Source organism: Microbacterium sp. NPDC076911, assembly GCF_040687125.1.
Taxonomy (GTDB): Bacteria; Actinomycetota; Actinomycetes; order Actinomycetales; family Microbacteriaceae; genus Microbacterium.
Map to the genome: position 1 here is coordinate 68,993 of NZ_JBFBMP010000001.1, position 20,356 is coordinate 89,348.

Sequence of the window (20,356 nt, forward strand, 5' to 3'; positions counted from 1 at the left end):
CTCAGCTCACCCGGTGTTCTGCAGCCCGGCCGCGACGCCACTAACCGACAGCAGCAATAGCCGTTGCTGCGCAGCATCCACCGGAGCATTCTCATCGGCATCGCGCAACGCGCGCAATGCACGTAGCTGCAGCAACGAGAGCGCATCGACGTAGGGGCTGCGCATCTTGACCGCCCGCTGCAGTACCGGCTTATTGCCGAGCAATTCGGTTCCGCCTGTGATGCGGGTGACCCACGCGCGAGTGAGCGCCATCTCTTCGCTCACGAGCGTCGCGAGATCGTCACGATCGCCCAGATCGAGATAGCGCTGTGCGATGCGGTCGTCAGCCTTAGCAAGGCTCATAGCGACGTTGTCGATCATCGTCTGGAACAACGGCCAGTCGGCGTAGGCCTGTGTCAGAAGCGCTTCATCGGCGACTGCCTCGAGCGCAGTTCCCAGACCGAACCATCCGGCAAGGTTGATGCGGGCCTGCGTCCAGGCAAACACCCACGGAATTGCGCGCAGATCTTCGAGCGACTCCACGGAGAGTCCGCGGCGGGCGGGTCGCGAGCCGAGCGCCAGCAGTCCGATCTCTTCCATCGGGGTCACCGTGGCGAACCAAGGAGCGAATCCGGGAGCCTTGACGAGTGAGAAGAAACGCTCGCGCGAAGCGGTGTCCATAGTTGCTGCGACATCGGCATACTTCTCTGCCGCATCGAAGTTTCGTTTTTCATTCGACGGCGACGACGCCAACAGGATCGCTGCGGCAACTTGGTCAATGTGCCGCATTGCGATTGCCGGGTCACCATAGCGCGCGAAGATCACTTCCCCCTGCTCGGTCAGCTTGAATCGACCGTCGACAGAGTGCTGCGGCTGAGCGAGAATCGCCGAGTTTGCAGGGCCGCCACCGCGGCCGAGCGCACCACCGCGACCGTGGAAGAGAGTGAGCTCGATGCCCTCTTCTTTGGCCCACGCCGAGATCTTTGCTTGGGCTTCGTAAAGGGCAAGGTTCGCCGCAACCGGGCCGACGTCCTTTGACGAGTCGGAGTAGCCGAGCATCACCTCAAGGCGGCGTCCCGTCGCATCGAGCCTGGCAGCGAATTCAGGGTGGTTGACGATCTCGGCGAGAATGCCCGGTGCGGCCTGCAGGTCGGCGAAAGTCTCGAAGAGCGGAATGACATCGAGCACCGGGACGTTCCCATCAGGCCCGGCGGCGAAGGCCGCAAGTCGGTGCACATTGGCGAGATCCTCAGCCGACTGCGTGAACGAAACGATATAGCGACCGGCCGCGCGTGGACCGAAACGTTCCTGAATAAAGCCAACAGAACGGAAGACGTCGAGAACTTCTTCGGCCTGCTCGCTGAGTGCCCCACCGGCGTCAAGCTCGGCGAGCACCTTCGCGTGAACTGCCGAGTGCTGGCGTACTTCGAGCTCGCTGAGGTGGAAACCGTAGGTCTCGACCTGCCAGATCAGCTGCTGCAGATGCCCGTACGCCTGGCGTGACGCACCGGCGGCGACGAGCGAGTCCTGAATGACGCGCAAATCGGCGAGCAGGTGCTCGGGATCGCGATAGGCAAGATCAGCGTTTCGGGCATGCGTGGCCGTGAGCTTGCGGGCGATCAAGAGCATGATGCGCCGGAAAGGCTCATTCGGTGAACGCTCGGCGATCTCGGCTGCGGCGTCTTCATCCGCGGCTTTCAACCGCCGCCAGAGCACCCCGGCAGCCTCGCTGGGCGGGGTGGATGTCGCGTCCAGCGTAAGAGTGCGGCCGATGCGGTTCGCAGTGCGTTCGAGGCCGAGCAACACGTGTTCGCTGGCGATTGCTGCAGCCTTGCGGGTGACCGATGCGGTCACAAACGGGTTGCCGTCGCGGTCGCCGCCCACCCACGATCCCACTCGCACGAACGGGCGCACCACAGGTGCACGGTCGCCCGCGGCGGGGCCCTGCAGTGCGTCATCGACGCGACGGTACACGTGAGGAACGGCCGTGAAGAGTGTTTCGTCGAAGACCGCCATGACAGCGCGCACTTCATCAGTCGGCGATGGCTTCTGCGGGCGCAACGGCGCGGTGCGCCATAGCGTGTCGATCTCTTCGAGCATGCGGCGCTCAGCGCGTCGCTGGTCGGCGCCGTTGCGGAGGGCGAAGTCGTGCTCCTCGAGCAGTTCTGACAATCGGCGGATGCTCTGCGATACAGCGCGCCGACGGGCCTCGGTGGGGTGCGCCGTGAACACCGGATGGAATCGCATCGCCTGCAGGCGCTTGAGCGCCGAGTCGTCACCGACTTCTTCAGCGAGGCGTACGAAAGCGGCAGCTACTGAGTCAGTCGCGCTCTCGCGAGCGGGCCGTCCGTCGCGCTGGCGTAGTACCCGTACACGCTGATGCTCTTCGGTCAGGTTGACGAGATGGAAGTACGTCGTAAATGCGCGTGCGACTTCGTCTGCCCGCTCCACGGTGAAGGAGTCAGCGATGCCTGCCGCTCGTTCGAAGGCTTCGGGGGACTCATCCGTGTAGGCATGGATCGTCGCAACGCGCAGGCGCTCGACATCTTCGTATAGCCCTTTCGAGCCGCTCTCGCGGAGTACTTTGCCAAGAAGGGAGCCGAGCATTCGGACGTCGGAGCGCATCTGCTCCGGAATCTCCTGGCCGGCTTCGAATCGTCCGACAAGGTCGATCGCTTCGGTGTGAGTCAGTTCGCGCATCCTCTAACGGTAGCGTCGCTGTGTTTCGTGCTGGTCACACGAGCGGCACTTGTGACGTTGAACGTCGATAGACTCTTGTGCGGAGTGCCGGGAAGTCTGGTCGGCGTCGGTAGAGAACCACCGACTGGCACTCTGAAAGGACCCTATGTCCCTGCTTCGTTCCGCACGTTTCCCCGCGATCGTGTTGCTCTGCGCTGCCGCGCTCGGCCTCATCGTGGCCAATTCCCCCTTGGGCACGGCCGCCGACGATTTCATGCACTCCTACGTCGGCATTCCCGATGTCTTCGAGCTTTCCGTTGATCATTGGATCAAAGACGGTCTGCTCGTGCTGTTCTTCTTCGTCGTTGCTGTCGAGCTTCAGTTTGAGCTGACCAACGGCCAACTCAACTCCGCCAAAAAGGCACTACAGCCCGCAATTGCCGCCACTGGCGGCGTGATCGTGCCGATTTTGGTGTTCTTCGCGTTCACCGCAGGCACCGACTCGGCGAACGGCTGGCCGATCCCGACGGCTACCGATATCGCATTCGCGTTGGGCGTTCTCGCAGTGTTCGGTCGGGGCTTGCCGTCGGCGCTGCGCATCTTCTTGCTCGCGCTGGCGATTCTCGACGACATCGTCGGCATCATCTTTATCGCGGTACTGTTCACCTCCGATGTGAATTTCGGCATGCTCGCCGCTGCTGCGATCTGCGTAGCCCTTTTCGGCGTGCTCAGCAGGCAGCTTGACGGTCGAGGACGCATCGCGATTTCGATCGTTCTCGTGTTGCTCGCTATCGCCGCGTGGGTGTTCACCTACCAGTCGGGCGTTCACGCGACAATTGCGGGTGTGGCGCTGGGGCTCGTGATGGCTCAACAGCCCGCGTTGCGCACCCGGCATGCAATGGAGCCGTGGGTCAACGGCGTAGTGCTGCCGGTGTTCGCTTTTGCTGCCGCCCTCGTGGTCATCCCTCAGGTGCCGCTCAGCGAACTCTCGCCCGCATTCTGGGGCATCGTTGTCGCACTGCCGGTCGGAAAGATCGTCGGAATTTCGCTGTTCGGCTGGATCTCGCTGCGAGTCGGACGCGACAAGGATGCAGAGAAACCTGCGCTTGCGTTTACCGATCTGTTGGCAGCGGGCGCGCTCGGCGGCATTGGCTTCACTGTGTCGCTGTTGCTCTCTGAACTCGCATTCGCGAGCAACGATGAGCTTCGCGACGAAGCCACACTCGGTGTTCTCGCTGGCTCGATGATCTCGCTTTTGCTTGCCGGCGTTCTGGTCTCTTGGCGTGCGCGGCACTACCGCAGGCTTGATCAGGTTGAGGCAGACTCCGCTGCCGATGATAAGAGCGCTACGGCGTGATGTTGCTGTGAGCGATCCTCAGAGCGATCCGCTACGCGAGGCAGCGAAAACTATGCGCGCAGTGCGCGATCGTTGCGTCTGGACACAGCAGATTGACCACCATGCTCTGGTGCCCTACCTCGAGGAGGAGAGCGCCGAGCTGATCGACGCAATCGAAGTGGGAACCCGCGACGACCTGCGTGAGGAGCTCGGAGACCTGCTGTGGCAGGTGCTGTTTCACGCCGAGATCGCATCGAGAGATGAGCGGTCACCGTTCGATATTGACGACGTGGCACGAGGGCTCACCGAGAAAATGGTTCGGCGACACCCGCACGTTTTTGCCGGCGCAGTGGCGGCGACACCCGAAGAGGTGCTGACGCACTGGAACGCGGCAAAGGCCGAGGAGAAGAGCTCTCGCACTAGTGTGCTCGATGGTGTCAGCGAGAGAATGCCCACCCTCGCCCTCGCGCAGAAGCTGATTGGCAAGGCGGATGCTGTTGGTGTTGAGCCCCAGGCAGCGATCGCGGTGCAAGAACCAGCATCCGAACAGCAACTCGGCGAGCAGCTGGTCGCGTTGGCTGCTCTTGCAAGGCGAGAAGGTTGGGATGCGGAACGCGCGCTCCGAGAGAGCTTGCGCGCCTTGACGGCTGACGTTCGCGACGCCGAGACCCGCCCCCGTGCACAGGCCACACCCGTGGATGGACAAAGATAGAAGCGTGGCAACGGTCAATCCTCCGCGCGGAATGCGCGACTTTCTTCCCGCAGACAAGGCTCGTCGCGAGCGTGTGCTCGCCGTCATCCGCGAACGCTATCGCGCGCACGGCTTCGACGAGATTGAGACTCCCGTTATGGAGGAGTACTCACGCCTGCATTCGGGCATCGGCGGAGACAACGAGAAGCTCGCGTACAACGTGCTCAAACGTGGTCTCGATGCCGCCGCGATCACCGCCGCAGCTGACAGCCCAGCGGCTCTCACGGACCTCGGCCTGCGCTACGACCTGACGGTGCCACTCGCGCGTTTCTACGCGAGTCATCGGGGCGAGCTGCCGAGCGTCTTTCGTTCCGTGCAGATCGCTCCGGTATGGCGAGCGGAGCGCCCGCAGAAAGGCCGCTACCGGCAGTTCATGCAGTGCGACATCGACATCATGGGCGACGCAACGTCGCGCGCTGAGGCAGAACTGATTGTCGCCAGCCTCGACACTCTTGACGCGCTCGGCCTCGAAGGCGCCAGCGTGCGAATCAATGATCGCCGGGTTCTCGATTGGATGTTGGGGCACTTCGGATTCCACGAGGCTGAACGACCCGGTGTGCTGATCACGATCGACAAGCTCGACAAGATTCGCGCGGAGGGCGTGGTCACTGAACTGCGCGAGCGAGGGGCTACCGCCGCAGCCGTTGATGCATTCGAGGCATTCATGCGCCGCCCCGTCACGCTCGAGTACAACCCCTACGGTGAGCGCCAAGTGCGAAAGTTGCTTCCCGACGGGGTGCCCGACGAAATCGTTGAGCACCTGCTCGGCATCGGCGCAGCGGTGAGTGCAGCGCGAACGACCTCAAGCATCGTGCCGGGCGATATACCGCTGGTGTTTGATCCCTTCCTCGTTCGCGGAATGGGCTACTACACCGGCACAATCTTTGAACTGGCTCACCCCTCGGTCGACTATTCGCTGGGTGGCGGTGGCCGATACGACGGCATGATCGGCCGCTTCCTCGGCCAAGACGTTCCCGCGGTTGGCTTCTCAATAGGTTTCGAGCGAATCGTTGATCTGGTGAAGGATGCTGAAGACGAAGCATCCCGCTCGATTGTGCTCATTCACGACCGCGGCGTGCCGATGGCGGAACTGCTTGCGATCAAAGCATCTCTGGTCGCTGAAGGGCTGCGCGTTCGGCTCGAAATACGCACGAAGAATCTCAAGGCGCTACTGGAGCGTGCGTCTGGTGACGGCTACTCGTCGTTTGCGATCATTTCGCCTGGGGCGACGAGCGACTCCATCGAGATCAAACCTCTCGCATGACCCGCAGTCGAACCGAGCGGTAGACAAAGCCCGCAGCGACCACGGCGATGCCAGTGGCCACGGCTTGCCACGGCAAGGTGAGAGCAAGCACGACGCATCCAACGCCTCCGGTTACCTGCAGCGCCCGGGGATAGCGCCGCACGTTGGCGCCTTGGCGAAACGCCGCGATGTTCGCGACCAGGTAATACAGCAGCACGCCGAATGACGAGAAGCCGATTGCGCCGCGCAGGTCAAGGGTGGCGACGAGCGTGATCACGATGAGCCCGAGCGTCAGCTCCGCGCGGTGCGGCACTTTCCATCGCGGGTGCACGGCAGCCAGAAAGCGGGGAAGGTCGCCCTCGCGCGCCATCGCGAAGCTGGTGCGACCGATGCCCGCGATCAGCGCCAGCAGCGCGCCGAGCGATGCCGCCGCGGCACCGACACTCACGACAGCAGATGTCCAAACGAAGCCGGAGGCTGCCGCTGCGTCAGCAACCGGAGCGAGCGACGCGGCAGTTGCATTCGGGCCCAGGGCTGAGAGCACCGCGGCCGCCACGATGAAGTAGAGAATGAGCGCGAGGGTGAACGCGATGAGGATCGCGCGGGGGATCGTTCGCGCGGGGTCGCGGACTTCTTCTCCCATGGTGGCGATGCGCGCGTATCCGGCAAAGGCGAAGAAGAGGAGTCCAGCAGCCTGAAGAATGCCGTACCAGCCGAACTCACCGAGAGCCTCGGCGGTGAGCCAACCGGGGGTGTCAGTGGCGGAGCCTGCCGCAGCGACACCGATAGCCAGGCTGATCAGTACGATCGTGACGATCGCACGAGTGAGCTGCGCAGTGCGGGTGATACCGAACCAGTTGACCGTGATCAGCCCAACGACAGCAATGATCGCGACGGGACGTTCCCATCCGCTGGGCGCGGCATACGCGGCGAAAGTCAACGCCATCGCGGCGCAGCTTGCGGTCTTGCCGATGATGAAGCCCCAGCCCGCGGCGAATCCCCACCAGGGTCCGAGTTCGGCGCGCCCGTACGCATAGGTGCCACCCGATGTCGGGTGTACCGCGGCGAGCTGAGCGGTGGAGGTGGCGTTTCCAAACGCCACGACTGCGGCAATTGCGAGACTGACGAGCAAACCGGAGCCGGCAGCTGCGGCCGCGGGTGCGAAGGCGGCAAAGACTCCGGCGCCGATCATCGATCCCAAACCGATGAACACGGCGTCGCTCAGCCCCAGGCGTCGCTCGAGTGAGGGGGCTGTCACGGTGGCATCCTATGTCCCAGAAGAAACGGGGTGGTGTACACCGCTGGTAACCGCCCGGTCGTATCGTGTTCAGCTATTCGATGTGGACTCTGCTCATGGGGCGCACGGTGAAGCGGCAGAGCGTACGGACGTTGCAGAGCGTACGGACGTTGCAGAGCGGATTGTTGGCGGTCGCGGTGATCGTGGCCGCGATGCTCAGTGCTCGCACGGCACTACACCGACAAGCGGCAATCGCACGGCGTCGCATCGGTAAGCCGCTCGGCGAAGACGCCATCGATGCCGACCGTGTCTGGCGACGGTCACTCGAGGGTTCGCCGATCGAGCTACTCCTGCTCGGCGACTCGATCGCGGCAGGGCTGGGCGCGCACCGACGCAAGGACACCCTCGGCGGCAGACTTGCGAAAGCGCTAGCATCGCAGTTTCAGCGGCCTGTGCGCCTGACCACGGCGGCGGTTGTGGGCTCGGAGACTTCGCAGCTGAGTGTGCAACTCGACGGCCTCGACGACGGATACGTTGCAGACGTCGCCGTCATCATCGTCGGCGGCAACGACATCACGCATCGTGTTCCCGTCACGATCTCAGCGGGTCACCTATCGGAGGCCCTCGAGCGTCTGCACACTCAGGGGTCACGGGTTGTTGTCGGTACATGTCCAGACCTCGGGGCTCTGCGCCCCGTCCCGCAACCGCTGCGAACACTTGGCTCGCGACTTTCCCGTCAGCTGGCATCGGAACAGGCAACGGTGGCGCGGCGTGCAGGCGCATACGCGGTGTCGCTGCGCCATACCGTGGGGCAGTTCTTCATTTCCGAACCCGATGAGATGTTCAGTCTCGACCGCTTTCACCCGAGCGCCCTCGGATATCGGCGCACTGCCGACGCCCTCCTGCCCGCTGTTGCCGCGGCGGTGGCCGAGCGACAGGCTGCCGCGCACGAGGTGACCGTCCCGTGCGTCCTTGAGCAGAACCCACGCGCGTAAACAACCAGGTGCGTTCGCTGCGCGGCGCTGGTAGCGTGCGCTCAACGGCATCACTTGGGCCCAGCATCGAGGAGGCGTCAGTGTCAGCATCCACTTCCGCGTCGGCATCTGCAGGTGTCGCTCCGCAGCGCGAGCAGTGGACCGGCCAGGCCGGATTCATTCTGTCAGCAATCGGATCAGCAGTGGGTCTCGGAAACATCTGGCGGTTTCCCGGGGTCGCGTATGAGAACGGCGGCGGCGCGTTTCTGATCCCTTATCTCGTGGCACTGATCACCGCGGGCATCCCGATTCTGTTTCTCGACTATGCGATCGGGCACCGGTTTCGCGGCGCGGCGCCGACCGCCTTTCGTCGACTCGGCGGGCGGCGTCATGGGCGGTGGCTTGAGGGGCTCGGTTGGTTTCAAGTGACGATCGCTTTCGTGATCGGGCTCTACTACACCGTGGTGATCGCCTGGTCGCTGAGCTTCTTCGTGTTCTCATTCGATCTGCGTTGGGGCGACGATGCTGCCGGATTCTTGATCAACGACTATCTACAGCTCGGTGATCCAGGCTTGAGCACACAGTTTGTGCCAGGGGTGCTCATTCCGCTCGTGATCGTGTGGATTGCGGCAATCGTCGTGCTCGGGGCAGGTGTGGCACGCGGCATTCAGCGAGCGAACTTCATCTTCTTGCCACTGTTGGTCGTAGCTTTTCTGATTCTCGTTGTGCGTGCGCTCTTTTTGCCTGGCGCCGCCGATGGGCTCAACGCCTTGTTCACGCCGCAATGGGACGCCCTCGCCAATCCAAATGTGTGGATCGCGGCGTACAGTCAGATCTTCTTCTCACTGTCGATCGCCTTCGGCATCATGATCACCTACTCGTCGTATCGCAAGCGTCGGTCGAACTTGACCACTCCCGGTCTCGTGGTGGCGTTCTCGAACTCTTCGTTCGAGATTCTCGCCGGCATTGGTGTGTTCGCCACCCTCGGGTTCTTTGCTTTCGAGCAGGGGATAGCAGTGAGCGAACTAAACGACATCACCGGGGTCTTGCTGTCATTCGTTACCTTCCCGGCAATCGTTTCCGAGATGCCCGGCGGTCCGCTGTTCGGCGCGTTGTTCTTTGGATCGCTCGTCGTCGCGGGATTCACCTCGCTGCTGTCGGTCTTGCAAGTAGTCTCGGCCGCATTTCAGGAGAAATTCAACCTGTCGCCGCGCCGCTCTGCCGCGACGATCGGGGTCGTTTCGGGAATGCTCTCGGTGCTGCTGTTCTCGACCACGACCGGACTCATCGCACTCGACACAATCGACCATTGGGTCAACAACATCGGCATCGTGACCTCGGCGATTCTGACCGTCGTCTTTGTTCTCTGGATGCTGCGCCAGGGGAACGAACTTCGCTTCCATCTCAACAGCGTTTCCACGTTTAGGGTGGGGCGTTCGTGGCTCTTCTTCGTTGGCTTGCTTGCCCCCGTTGTGCTCGGTTACATGCTGATTCAGCGCATCATCGTGCTTGTCTCCGAGGGATACGAAGGCTACCCGGTCAGTTACCTTGTCGCGATCGGCTGGGGTGCGGTGCTGCTCTTGGTCATCGGCGCTGTGGTGATGCCGCTGCTGAAATGGAAGCGCCCTGTGGATGACTTCGATGCATGGCCCGAGTACACCGAGGAGGTGTCGCGATGACCGCCGTTGCCATCACGTTCCTGATTCTTGCCCTCGTTCTGGTGTGGGGAGGGCTGATCCTCAGCGTTCTCGCGCTGAGGGCGCGGCCGGAGGTTGAGAAGTATCCTGCTGGCGGGATCGACGATCACCGCGAAGATGAGGCGCCGATCGTTCACGACACTTGAAGGTATCGGCTCGGCTGGCCTCGTTGCACGGGAATGCAGAGTTGTTCTAGTTGATATAGAATAACTTTGTGCTAGTCAGAATCGAACCCACCAGCGATGAACCCCTGTTCGAGCAGATCGCAGCCTCCATCCGGTCGGATGCTGCGGCGGGACGATTGCGCTCCGGGGACCGGTTGCCGCCCGCTCGCGAAGTAGCCACCGCTCTCGACGTCAATTTGCACACGGTGCTGCGCGCCTACCAAGACTTGCGTGACGAGGGGCTCGTCGATATGCGGCGTGGCCGGGGTGCCGTGGTTACCGATGCGGTAGCTGCGCTCGCACAACTGCGAAACGAGATCGACGAGCTGGTGGCGCAATCTCGCCACCTCGGCATCTCACCTGAACTGCTGACCTCTCTGGTAAAGGAAATCGCCCATGACCGTTAAATCCTCTCTCGTCGCTCGCCGATTCGTTTTGGTTGCGGTCATCATCCCGGCGATGATCACGCTCGCAGGCATCGTGGTTCAACTCGTCGCATTGCCCTACGTGCCCTCGACCGTAGCCACCCACTGGAATGCTTCAGGTGAGCCTGACGGGTTCGCGCCAGCGTGGTCAGTTCCGCTCGCGACGCTGCTGCTTGGTATGGGGGTGCCGACTTTGCTCGCGCTGCTTGCAGCCCCCGGCCTTCGGCGCGGCGACAGGGGAGTGACCTATCGCTTCCTCGGCGCGACAGGAACGTGGGTTTCCGCTCTCATTGTCGTGTTGTTCACGTGGACCTTCGTGATTCAGGCGGGTGGGGAGTCGTCGGCGGAAGGCGCGGGAATCTACTTTGCCTTCGTCGTGGCATTGGTCGTCGCGTCGGCGCTGGCGCTGATGGCGTGGTTCTTGCAACCTGCGACAGCGACGGTGCGCTCGCTCTCGCGGGCCCCGCAAGACCTCGCGCTCGCCTCCGGCGAACGCGTCGTCTGGGTGCATGGAGCTGTCATGAAGCCGGCGGTGATGTGGGTGCTCTGGGGTCTGTCGATCGCTCTGACTGGCGCGGGCATTATAGCCATCGCCGCGGATTCCGGAGCGTCGGGATGGATTCTCGCGGCGACCGGGCTGCTCTTGGTGATTGTGGTAGGCGCGACAACAGCTTTTCGTGTCGTCGTGAACGACGCGGGCCTGACGGTGCGCTCCGTGTGGGGAGTGCCGCGCTTCTCGGTGCCACTGACCGACGTGGCAGGGGTCGAAGTGGCGGACGTGATGCCGATGGGGGAGTTCGGAGGCTGGGGAGTTCGAATGGCTCCGGGGCGTTTTGGCGTTGTGCTTCGGGCGGGCCAAGCAATCGAAGTCACCCGCAACGACGGGCGACGCTTCGTGGTGACGACTGACGATGCCGAAACCGGAGCAGCGTTGCTCGCGGCTCTTGCTGAGCGTGCGACCAAAGCATCGAGCTGACGCACGCTGATTGATGGAGTACCGAGACCGTCAGGACACCGCGATGTGCTTGACGCCACCGCGCCTCGGCGGTTGGCTGGACTCATGCCCGAGCCTTCTGCAGACGTTTGGCGCCGCGTCGACACCTACCTGACCGAGCTCCTTGTGGGAGCGGATCCCGTGTTGGATGCGGCGGTGCACGATCAACACGCCGCCGGGCTGCCAGCAATCGAGGTCGCGCCGGTGAACGGCAAGTTCTTGAATCTGCTGGCCCGCATCGCAGGCGCTCGCCGTGTGCTGGAGATCGGAACTCTCGCCGGGTACTCGACGATTTGGCTGGCGCGCGCCATTCCTGGCGACGGTCAGGTGATCACGATTGAGGCCGAACCAGCCAATGCGCGTGTGGCGCGCACCAACCTCGACCGCGCGGGCGTGGGGGCGAAAGTCGATATTCGAGTCGGACGTGCTGTCGACGTGCTCCCCACCCTTGCCAGCGATGCGCCGTTTGACCTGGTGTTCATTGACGCAGACAAGGAATCCAACACCATCTACCTCGACTGGGCTGCGCGCCTGGGGCGAGCCGGCACCGTAGTGATTGTCGACAACGTTGGGCGCGCAGGCGAGATCGCTGACCCGGCGACCACCAACTCTCAGGTGATCGGGACACAGCGAGGGCTTGAGATGCTCGCCCGTGATCCGCGCTTCGATGCCACAGCGCTGCAGACCCTTGATCGAAAGGGCTACGACGGAGTCGCTGTGGCAGTTGTAATTTGAGCGCGATGACGCTCGCTTTGGTGCAGAACGAAATATGACACTGGCAAGTTCGCGCACGGTCACTAGACTCGTGAACGGACCGAAGACGCTCCGCAGATCCACCCCTCCACGACACAAGGAGTACCCAAGTGGCACTTATCGAGGCAGTAGGCGCACGCGAGATTCTGGATTCACGCGGCAACCCGACCGTAGAGGTGGAGGTCTTGCTCGACGATGGCATCGTTCAGCGCGCGGCCGTTCCCTCAGGTGCGTCAACCGGCGCGTTCGAAGCATATGAGCTTCGTGATGGCGACAAGAGTCGATACAACGGCAAGGGCGTCCTCAAGGCCGTGGCCGCCGTTGTTGACGAGCTTGGCCCGGCGATTGAAGGAGTCGAAGCGAGCGAGCAGCGCATCATCGACGAGATTCTGATCGAGACCGACGGAACCGACAACAAGTCGCGCGCGGGCGCAAACGCCATCTTGGGCGTTTCTCTCGCCGTTGCCAAGGCCGCCGCAGATTCCGCAGATCTTCCGTTGTTCCGCTACCTTGGCGGCCCGAACGCGCACGTTCTTCCCGTGCCGCTGTTCAACGTCATCAACGGTGGCTCGCACGCAGACAACGGCATTGACTGCCAGGAGTTCTTCCTCGCGCCCATCGGCGCAGCGAGCTTCTCTGAGGCGCTTCGCTGGGGTGCCGAGACGTATCATGTGCTGCACAGCGAGCTGAAGGCAGCCGGATACGCCACCGGACTTGGCGACGAGGGTGGTTTCGCACCCGACCTCGGCAGCAACCGCGAGGGCTTGGACTTCTTGGTCAAAGCGATCGAGAAGGCTGGCTTCACTGTCGGCACCGACATCGCGCTTGGCATGGACGTCGCAGCAACCGAGTTCTACTCCGAGGGCAAGTACCACTTCGAGGGCAAGCCATGGACGGCAGCGGAGCTCACTGACTACTACGTTGACCTCGTCGACAACTACCCGATCGTCACGATCGAAGACGCTTTGGCAGAAGACTCCTGGGAAGACTGGAAGGCGCTGACCGAGAAGCTGGGTGTCAAGACGCAGCTCGTCGGCGACGACCTTTTCGTCACGAACCCCGAGCGACTGAAGCAGGGCATTGACCTTGGCGTTGCCAACTCGTTGCTGGTGAAGGTCAACCAGATCGGCACACTGAGCGAAACGCTCGACGCCGTTGATATGGCCCACCGCGCTGGCTACACGTCGATGTTCTCGCACCGTTCCGGTGAAACTGAAGACACGACAATCGCCGACTTGGTTGTGGCGACGAACGCCGGTCAGATCAAGAGCGGCGCGCCCGCTCGCAGCGAGCGGGTAGCAAAATATAATCAACTTCTGCGCATCGAAGAAGAGCTCGGCGACGCCGGTAGCTTTATCGGCCGTGCCGCGTTCCCCCGTTTCAAGGGATAGCGCTCAACAAACTGCAAGTGAGAGGGGGAGCCGTGGCCAAGACGACGGCTCCCCCTTCTCGTACTCCCCGCTCCCCGGGGAGGGGCCAGCTCGACGTGCGGGGTTGGCTTGGTGGCATCCGCCTGTCGGGGTTTATGGTCATCATGCTCTCGCTCGTGGTGCTTGCTGCTTTCGTGCTCGTGCCGACCATAGGCACCTACGTCAATCAGCGGCAGCAGATCGCTGCTCTCGAAGCCGCAGTGCAACTGAGCCAAGAAGAAATGGCAGCGCTCGAGCAAGAACGCGATCGGTGGTCAGACGCTGCCTACATCACCACCCAAGCACGCGAGCGGCTGTACTACGTCAAACCGGGCGAGGTTGTCTACCTGGTAGATAACGATCTGCCGCCCGAAGATCTTCCTGTCGAGCAGCGCGAAGTGAGCGAAACGCTGGAGGTCACGCGAACCGATTGGATGGCGCAACTCGTCTCTTCGGTGACAGAAGCGGGACTCGCGCAGACTGTCGTCGCGCCAACGATCGGCATTCCCGATGAAGCGCCCACGCCCTCAGCCACACCGACCGAGTAATCCAGCGGTGTCTCAGCCGTACCCGGTAGCGTAGCCGTCGTGACGACCCCGCCTTTCGCCCCTGTCAGTGATGCTGATCTCGCCGTTCTCCGGGAGCAGCTCGGACGCCCCGCGCGGGGTGTGATCGGAGTCGCGGCGCGTTGTGTATGCGGCAATCCCACAGTGGTCGCGACCGTGCCGAGGTTGCCCGATGGAACGCCGTTCCCGACCTTTTACTACCTCACCCATCCTGGCGCAACAATCGCGATGTCCAAGCTCGAAGCCGACCATCAAATGAACGTCTTTGCCGAAGAGCTGGCAGAAGACGAAGCGCTCCGGGCTGCCTACCAGCGTGCTCATGAGGCGTACCTCGCCGATCGTGCGCAATACGGAGAGGTCGCGGAGATCGAGGGGATCTCTGCGGGTGGAATGCCCACACGAGTCAAATGCCTCCACGCGCTGGCAGGCCACGCGTTGGCTGCTGGCCCGGGTGTGAACCCGGTCGGTGACCGAGCGCTCGAGATGTCGATCTGGTCGCCAGAACGCTGTGTGTGCGCCGATCCCGGAAACGGCGGATGATCCGCCGTTCGTTCGCCACACTCGCGGCAGCCAGCGTGCTCGCCGCGGCTCTGCCGTTGACGGCCGCAGCGGAGTCAGTGCAGTCGATAGCATCATCGAGCATGTCCGGAGCTGTGACTGCAGTGCCCCCCGTAGCGACCCCCGCAGCGACCCCGACCGCGACGCCCGAAGCCGATGACATTGACCCCGTGCGACGCGCGGAGTACTGGCTGGAAGACTATGGAATCTATGACGCTTGGGAAGTGACGCGCGGCGAAGGCGTGCGCATCGCGATCATCGACACGGGCATCGGTAGAGGACCGGCCGAGTTCGAGGGGGCGGTGGTGGCCGGCACTGATGTCTCGGGCCTTGGCACTCCCGATGGTCGCACTCCAGTCGGTGCTGTCGATGCTGATCACGGCAGCTGGGTTGGTTCACTGGCAGCTGCCCGTGGCACCAGCGCAGAGGAAGGCATGGTCGGCGTGGCGCCGGAGGCTGAGCTGCTCTCAGTTTCGGTCGGGTTTGGCGCTGCCGCTCAAAAGCCCTTCACCGAGCAGATTGCGGAAGCAATCCGCTGGTCAGTTGACAACGGTGCAGACGTCATCAATATGTCGCTCACCACGAATGAGGCAACCTGGGATCAGAGTTGGGATGACGCATTCATGTACGCATTCGACAACGACGTCGTTGTCGTTGTCGCGGCGGGCAACCGGGGGAGCGGAACCACGAGAGTTGGCGCCCCTGCCACCATCCCGGGGGTTTTGACGGTAGGCGGAGTAGACCCCAACGGAGTGGCGAGCGTCGACGCGTCGACGCAAGGAATCACGATCGGAGTGTCGGCCCCCAGCGAACGCCTCATCGGCGTGTCTGCTGACGGCCGGCTCGTGCAGTGGGACGGCACCAGCGGTGCTGCGCCCATTGTTGCCGGCATCGCGGCCCTGGTTCGTTCAGCCCACCCCGACCTCGATGCAAACAGTGTCATCAATCGAATCATTCAGACGGCTGAGCCCGCCGCAGCCGCGACGGCAGATCCTGATCCGCTCTACGGCTACGGGCTCGTAGACGCGGGCGCGGCCGTGACAGCGAGCATTCCTGCCGTGCAGAGCAACCCGATGGGCAGCCTCAGCGACTGGATTCGGCTGTACCGTCGCGCCGACAGTGCACCGGTCCCCGTGCAGACGCAAGAGCCCGTTGTCGTGCCCGCGCTTCCGCCCGTCGATGACGTCACCACGGTGGCTTCGCCCCTGCTTCCGAGCTACTCAACCCTCATTTACGGCTCGGTTCCACTCATGCTTTGCACTGCCAGCGCTATACTGGTGGCGCTCGGCGTCACTGCTGCTGTCCGACGCATCCGATCGGCGAGGTCCTCGCCGAGCCGCTGATACTCAGGAGTAATTTCCCCCGTGACGAACACCGTGCCCAAGATCCTCATTGTCGGTGGCGGATACGCAGGCTTTTATACCGCCTGGAAGCTCGAGAAGCACCTTCGCAAGGGCGAAGCCGAGGTCACCATGGTTGACCCGCTGCCCTACATGACCTACCAGCCGTTTCTTCCCGAAGTTGCTGCCGGAGAAATCGAGGCCCGCCACGTCATCGTCGGACACCGCCGACACCTCAAGAAGACTCGCATCGTCACTGCCAAGGTGACGGGCATCGACCACGCGCATAAGACGGCGACGATCACGCCCGCTGTGGGCGACGCGTGGGAAGAGACCTACGACCAGATCGTTGTGACCGCCGGTGCCGTGTCGCGTACGTTCCCGATTCCCGGCATCGCCGACAACGCAATCGGGCTCAAGACGATCGAAGAGGCTGTCGCGATTCGTGACCGGGTGCTGACGAACTTCGAGCGTGCATCGAACCTGCCCGCGGGGCCCGAGCGTGACCGATTGCTGACGGTCGTAGTTGTTGGCGGTGGTTTCGCGGGAATTGAGATTTTTGCCGAACTTCGCGCGCTGGCATCCTCGCTGATCAAGGACTACCCGACGCTCAGCTTTGAAGACACCCACTTCCACCTGATCGAGGCCATGGGTCGAATCATGCCCGAGGTTTCGCTAAAGACGAGCGAATGGGTACTGAAATCGCTCGCAAAGCGCGGCGCCAACGTGCACCTCGACACGCAGTTGACCGGCGCCGTTGACGGCAACGTTGAACTGTCTACCGGCGAGATCATCCCGACCGACGTCATCGTGTGGACTGCAGGCGTTATGGCCAACCCGACGGTGGTTCGCGGCAGTGACCTGCTCGTTGAAGAACGCGGCCGCATCGCGACCCGCGCTGACTTGCGAGTCGGAACGGCCGACGAGATCGTTGAGGGTGCCTGGGCAGCTGGCGACATTTCGGCGGTTCCCGACCTCACTGGTGCAGGCCCCGGCGGCTACTGCGTGCCCAATGCGCAACACGCAGTGCGCCAGGCGAAGCTTCTTGCCAAGAACCTTGTCGCTGTGTTGCGGGGCGAACTCCCGCACGAGTACGTCCACAAGAACCTCGGCGCGGTTGCGGGGCTTGGTCTCTACAACGGCGTTTTCCAGTCGGGCAACATTGCGCTCAAGGGCTTCATCGCCTGGGTCGCTCACCGCGGCTACCACGGCCTCGCAATGCCATCGTGGGAGCGTAAGTGGCGCGTTATCGGCGACTGGTGGCACAACTTCTGGCTCGGTCGCGACAACGTGTCTCTGCAGACTGTTCAGCACCCGCGCTACGTATTTGAGGAGTTCGCCGCTCGTCCGCGCCCTGCTGCATCTTCAGACGCTCCCGCGAAGCCCGATGCGGGCGCGAAGCCCGCAGGCAAGTCGCCTACTGGCGGCTGAGGTAGCTAGGCTGCACCACGGAGCCGGCGAGTTCGTCGTACTCTGATTCAGACAGACATGCGTTTTCAGGCGTGTCTGTCGTGCCCCCGTAGCCCAATTGGCAGAGGCAGGCGACTTAAAATCGCTCCAGTCTGGGTTCGAGCCCCAGCGGGGGTACCGAAGAAATAGTGCGTCGCGGCCGCGCGGCCGCGCGGCACGCCTAGGCTGTTGATATGTGCGCGCACCCGAAGCGGGCCCTATGAGCCTCACTATGCTGTCCACCCCAACGACGGGGGCGCTTTGGAGCGACCCCGCGGCCTACTGGGGTGCGATGACCCGAGCAACCGAAAACCTCTCTGGGCCGATTGCCGCGATCAACGTCTCCGCCCTGCGGCACAACGCACTCGATCTTGTGGTGCGTGCCAGCGGTCTTCCGATCCGTGTCGCGAGCAAATCGATTCGTGTGCGCGAAGTCATGGATGCCACGCTTGCATTGCCCGGATACCGCGGCATCCTCGCCTTCACACTCCCCGAAGCACTCTGGCTAGCTGAGCGGCATGACGACGTGGTATTGGGATACCCGACGGCCGATCGTCAGGCGATTGCGGCTCTGGCAGCAGATGAGCGTGCCGCGGCCCGCATCACACTCATGGTCGATGATGTTTCACAGCTGGACCTCATCGACTCAGTGGTTGACCCCGGTAAACGACCCACGGTTCGGCTCTGCATCGACGCCGACGCCTCGTGGCGAGCCCCGGCGCTTGGACACATCGGCGTGCGCAGGTCGCCGTTGCACGAGCCAGAAGACGTTGCATCGTTTGCTCGTACGGCCGTTGACCGCCCCGGTTTCACGCTCGTTGGCTTGATGATGTACGAGGCTCAGATTGCGGGGCAGGGAGACTCCACCGGCCGTGGGGACGCAACCATCCGGTGGATGCAACGCCGCTCCGGCGCTGAGCTGCGTGAACGCCGCGGCGCAATCGTGCGCGTGTTGCGCGATATCGCTCCGATCGAGTTTGTGAACGGTGGCGGTACGGGTTCTCTTGAACTCACCGCCTCCGACCAGGCAGTCACCGAAGCTACCGCGGGTAGCGGCTTACTCGCCGGTCACCTCTTTGATGGCTATCGTTGCTTCGCCCCCGCTCCGGCTGCTGCGTTCTCGCTCGAGATTGTGCGCAAGCCGACCGCCGATATCGCAACCGTGTTGGGCGGCGGTTGGATCGCTTCCGGGCCTGCTGATGCATCGCGTCAGCCCAAACCGGTGTGGCCGCAGGGGCTCTCCACCCTGAGCCGCGAAGGCGCGGGAGAAGTGCAGACACCGTTGCAGGGCAAGGCAGCGCGAACGCTGAAAGTCGGCGACCGCGTGTGGTTTCGGCACTCTAAGAGCGGCGAGCTGGCGGAGCGCGTCGAGTCGTACCACCTCGTCGATGGGGATCGTTTGGTCGGCGAGAGCGCGACGTATCGCGGTGAACAGAAGGCCTTTCTGTGATGCGCATGGGTGGGGTCTGGCAGAACTGGGGGCGCAGCGAGATGGTTCGCCCGCAGGCTGTCGAGTACCCGCGAACGGCCGAGGCAGTGCAGCGCTCCGTAGCGGCGGCGGGTGCGCATGGGCGGCGCGTGAAAGCTATCGGCGCGGGCCACAGTTTCACCGGCATCGCGGTTGCCTCGGGCGTGCTGCTGGAGCTCGTATATCTTTCGGGTTTGGTCAGCGTCGATGCAGATCGTTCCTATGTCACGTTGCTCGCGGGAACCAGGCTTCACCATATTCCGCAGCTGCTTGCCCCATACGGACTCGCGATGGAGAATCTCGGTGACATTGACAGCCAGTCGATCTCGGGCGCGATTTCGACCGGCACACACGGCACGGGATTACGGTTTGGGGGAATCGCAACCCAGGTGGTCGGCCTCACCCTCGTCACCGCTGACGGTGAGATTCTCGTCGTGAACGAAGAGGAGAACTCTGAACTTCTCCCCGCAGCAGCGCTCGGTCTGGGGGCGCTCGGGATCATCGTCGATGTCACCGTGCGGTGCGTGCCTGCGTTCGTGCTGCACGCGCTTGAGCAACCTGAGCCGCTTGACAAGGTGCTAGGCGAACTCGATTCCCGCGTCGCAGCGACAGACCACTTCGAGTTCTACTGGTTCCCCCACACTGACAGGGCCATGACGAAGACCAATACTCGTCTGCCGGCGGATGCTCCGAAGCATCCCCTCCCGCGGATTGGGAAGTGGGTCGACGACGTGCTCGTTGGCACCGCCCTGCACCAGGTGGCGTGCAACCTGACACACTGGGTTCCGTCAACGGCGCCAGGGATTAACCGGCTCTCAGTGAAGCTGTGGGGCGACCGCGAGTTCACGGATTCCTCGGCCAGCGTGTTTGCGACTGCTCGGTCGGTGCGATTTCGAGAGATGGAGTACGCACTTCCCATTGAGAACGTGCGCGCAGCATTCGAGGCTGTGCAGGCGCTCGTGCGCAAGCGTCGCTGGCGCATCTCGTTTCCTGTTGAGGTGCGCTTTACCCAAGGTGATGACCTGTGGATGTCAACCGCCCACGGGAGAACCTCGGGATACATCGCGGTGCACCGTTACTGGCGCGACGACCCGGCGGAGTACTTTGACGCAGTCGAGCAGATCATGACGGAGTTCGGCGGCCGGCCGCATTGGGGCAAGATGCACAATCTTGACGCCGCGGCTTTACGGGAACGCTACCCGCGCTTTGATGACTTCGTTGCGGTTCGACACCGGCTTGATCCCAATCGAATGTTCCAAAACTCCTACCTGCAGCGTGTTCTGGGTGAGTGACGGCTGAGAGTACGGGCGCTGTCGTCGCCACAGGTGACGCCG

General features: G+C 63.0%; 18 protein-coding genes and 1 tRNA gene. 17 read left to right on the forward strand and 2 right to left on the reverse strand.

Annotated elements, in window-relative coordinates; genetic code table 11:
- Window positions 1–6: 6 nt before the first annotated feature.
- Window positions 7–2,679 (reverse strand): phosphoenolpyruvate carboxylase, encoded by a 2,673-nt coding sequence (locus AB0O81_RS00320; RefSeq protein WP_363580089.1) that lies wholly within the window; start codon window positions 2,677–2,679, stop codon window positions 7–9.
- Between the two features lie 145 nt (window positions 2,680–2,824).
- Between AB0O81_RS00320 and nhaA the strand changes: the two genes are divergently transcribed.
- From nhaA to hisS, 3 genes are read left to right on the forward strand one after another with little or no spacing between them, the layout of a single operon-like run.
- Entirely contained in the window at window positions 2,825–4,015 is a 1,191-nt protein-coding gene (gene nhaA, locus AB0O81_RS00325; RefSeq protein WP_363580091.1) for a Na+/H+ antiporter NhaA, read from the forward strand.
- Window positions 3,993–4,706, forward strand: coding sequence for a MazG family protein (locus tag AB0O81_RS00330; RefSeq protein ID WP_363580093.1), 714 nt, complete (start codon window positions 3,993–3,995; stop codon window positions 4,704–4,706). Before nhaA ends, AB0O81_RS00330 begins: the two co-directional genes overlap by 23 nt.
- Window positions 4,707–4,737: 31 nt before the next feature.
- Window positions 4,738–6,009 carry a histidine--tRNA ligase gene (gene hisS / locus AB0O81_RS00335; protein ID WP_363580846.1) on the forward strand — a complete coding sequence of 424 codons (1,272 nt, stop codon included), beginning with the start codon at window positions 4,738–4,740 and terminating at the stop codon, window positions 6,007–6,009.
- On the opposite strand, the gene AB0O81_RS00340 is transcribed toward hisS, so the two are convergent.
- Window positions 5,993–7,246 carry an amino acid permease gene (locus AB0O81_RS00340; protein ID WP_363580095.1) on the reverse strand — a complete coding sequence of 418 codons (1,254 nt, stop codon included), beginning with the start codon at window positions 7,244–7,246 and terminating at the stop codon, window positions 5,993–5,995. The two genes, hisS and AB0O81_RS00340, sit on opposite strands and share 17 nt — an antisense overlap.
- 131 nt (window positions 7,247–7,377) lie before the next feature.
- Between AB0O81_RS00340 and AB0O81_RS00345 the strand changes: the two genes are divergently transcribed.
- From AB0O81_RS00345 to AB0O81_RS00410, 14 genes are all read left to right on the forward strand, one after another.
- Window positions 7,378–8,220 carry an SGNH/GDSL hydrolase family protein gene (locus AB0O81_RS00345; protein WP_363580097.1) on the forward strand — a complete coding sequence of 281 codons (843 nt, stop codon included), beginning with the start codon at window positions 7,378–7,380 and terminating at the stop codon, window positions 8,218–8,220.
- Window positions 8,221–8,300: 80 nt separating this feature from the next.
- Entirely contained in the window at window positions 8,301–9,878 is a 1,578-nt protein-coding gene (locus AB0O81_RS00350) for a sodium-dependent transporter (RefSeq protein ID WP_363580099.1), read from the forward strand.
- Window positions 9,875–10,042, forward strand: coding sequence for a methionine/alanine import family NSS transporter small subunit (locus AB0O81_RS00355; RefSeq protein ID WP_363580101.1), 168 nt, complete (start codon window positions 9,875–9,877; stop codon window positions 10,040–10,042). Before AB0O81_RS00350 ends, AB0O81_RS00355 begins: the two co-directional genes overlap by 4 nt.
- Before the next feature lie 68 nt (window positions 10,043–10,110).
- A complete protein-coding gene (locus tag AB0O81_RS00360; protein WP_363580103.1) occupies window positions 10,111–10,467 on the forward strand; it encodes a GntR family transcriptional regulator in 357 nt (118 codons plus the stop codon).
- Window positions 10,457–11,461, forward strand: a complete 1,005-nt coding sequence (locus tag AB0O81_RS00365; protein WP_363580105.1) for a DUF1648 domain-containing protein — start codon at window positions 10,457–10,459, stop codon at window positions 11,459–11,461. The genes AB0O81_RS00360 and AB0O81_RS00365 overlap by 11 nt, the downstream gene beginning before the upstream one ends.
- 84 nt (window positions 11,462–11,545) lie before the next feature.
- Window positions 11,546–12,214 (forward strand): O-methyltransferase, encoded by a 669-nt coding sequence (locus AB0O81_RS00370; RefSeq protein ID WP_363580107.1) that lies wholly within the window; start codon window positions 11,546–11,548, stop codon window positions 12,212–12,214.
- Window positions 12,215–12,342: 128 nt separating this feature from the next.
- Complete coding sequence (gene eno, locus AB0O81_RS00375; RefSeq protein ID WP_363580109.1) at window positions 12,343–13,623, forward strand: phosphopyruvate hydratase; 1,281 nt, start codon at window positions 12,343–12,345, stop codon at window positions 13,621–13,623.
- A 32-nt stretch (window positions 13,624–13,655) separates the two neighbouring features.
- Window positions 13,656–14,189 carry a septum formation initiator family protein gene (locus AB0O81_RS00380; protein WP_363580110.1) on the forward strand — a complete coding sequence of 178 codons (534 nt, stop codon included), beginning with the start codon at window positions 13,656–13,658 and terminating at the stop codon, window positions 14,187–14,189.
- Window positions 14,190–14,228: 39 nt separating this feature from the next.
- Window positions 14,229–14,747, forward strand: coding sequence for a DUF501 domain-containing protein (locus AB0O81_RS00385; RefSeq protein WP_363580112.1), 519 nt, complete (start codon window positions 14,229–14,231; stop codon window positions 14,745–14,747).
- A complete protein-coding gene (locus AB0O81_RS00390) occupies window positions 14,744–16,108 on the forward strand; it encodes a S8 family serine peptidase (RefSeq protein WP_363580114.1) in 1,365 nt (454 codons plus the stop codon). The genes AB0O81_RS00385 and AB0O81_RS00390 overlap by 4 nt, the downstream gene beginning before the upstream one ends.
- A gap of 33 nt (window positions 16,109–16,141) precedes the next feature.
- Window positions 16,142–17,536, forward strand: a complete 1,395-nt coding sequence (locus tag AB0O81_RS00395; RefSeq protein ID WP_363580848.1) for an FAD-dependent oxidoreductase — start codon at window positions 16,142–16,144, stop codon at window positions 17,534–17,536.
- Between the two features lie 82 nt (window positions 17,537–17,618).
- Window positions 17,619–17,692: transfer RNA gene (locus AB0O81_RS00400), tRNA-Leu, on the forward strand.
- A gap of 82 nt (window positions 17,693–17,774) precedes the next feature.
- A complete protein-coding gene (locus AB0O81_RS00405; protein ID WP_363580116.1) occupies window positions 17,775–19,004 on the forward strand; it encodes an alanine racemase in 1,230 nt (409 codons plus the stop codon).
- Window positions 19,001–20,314, forward strand: coding sequence for a D-arabinono-1,4-lactone oxidase (locus tag AB0O81_RS00410; protein ID WP_363580118.1), 1,314 nt, complete (start codon window positions 19,001–19,003; stop codon window positions 20,312–20,314). Before AB0O81_RS00405 ends, AB0O81_RS00410 begins: the two co-directional genes overlap by 4 nt.
- The last annotated feature ends 42 nt before the right edge of the window (window positions 20,315–20,356 follow it).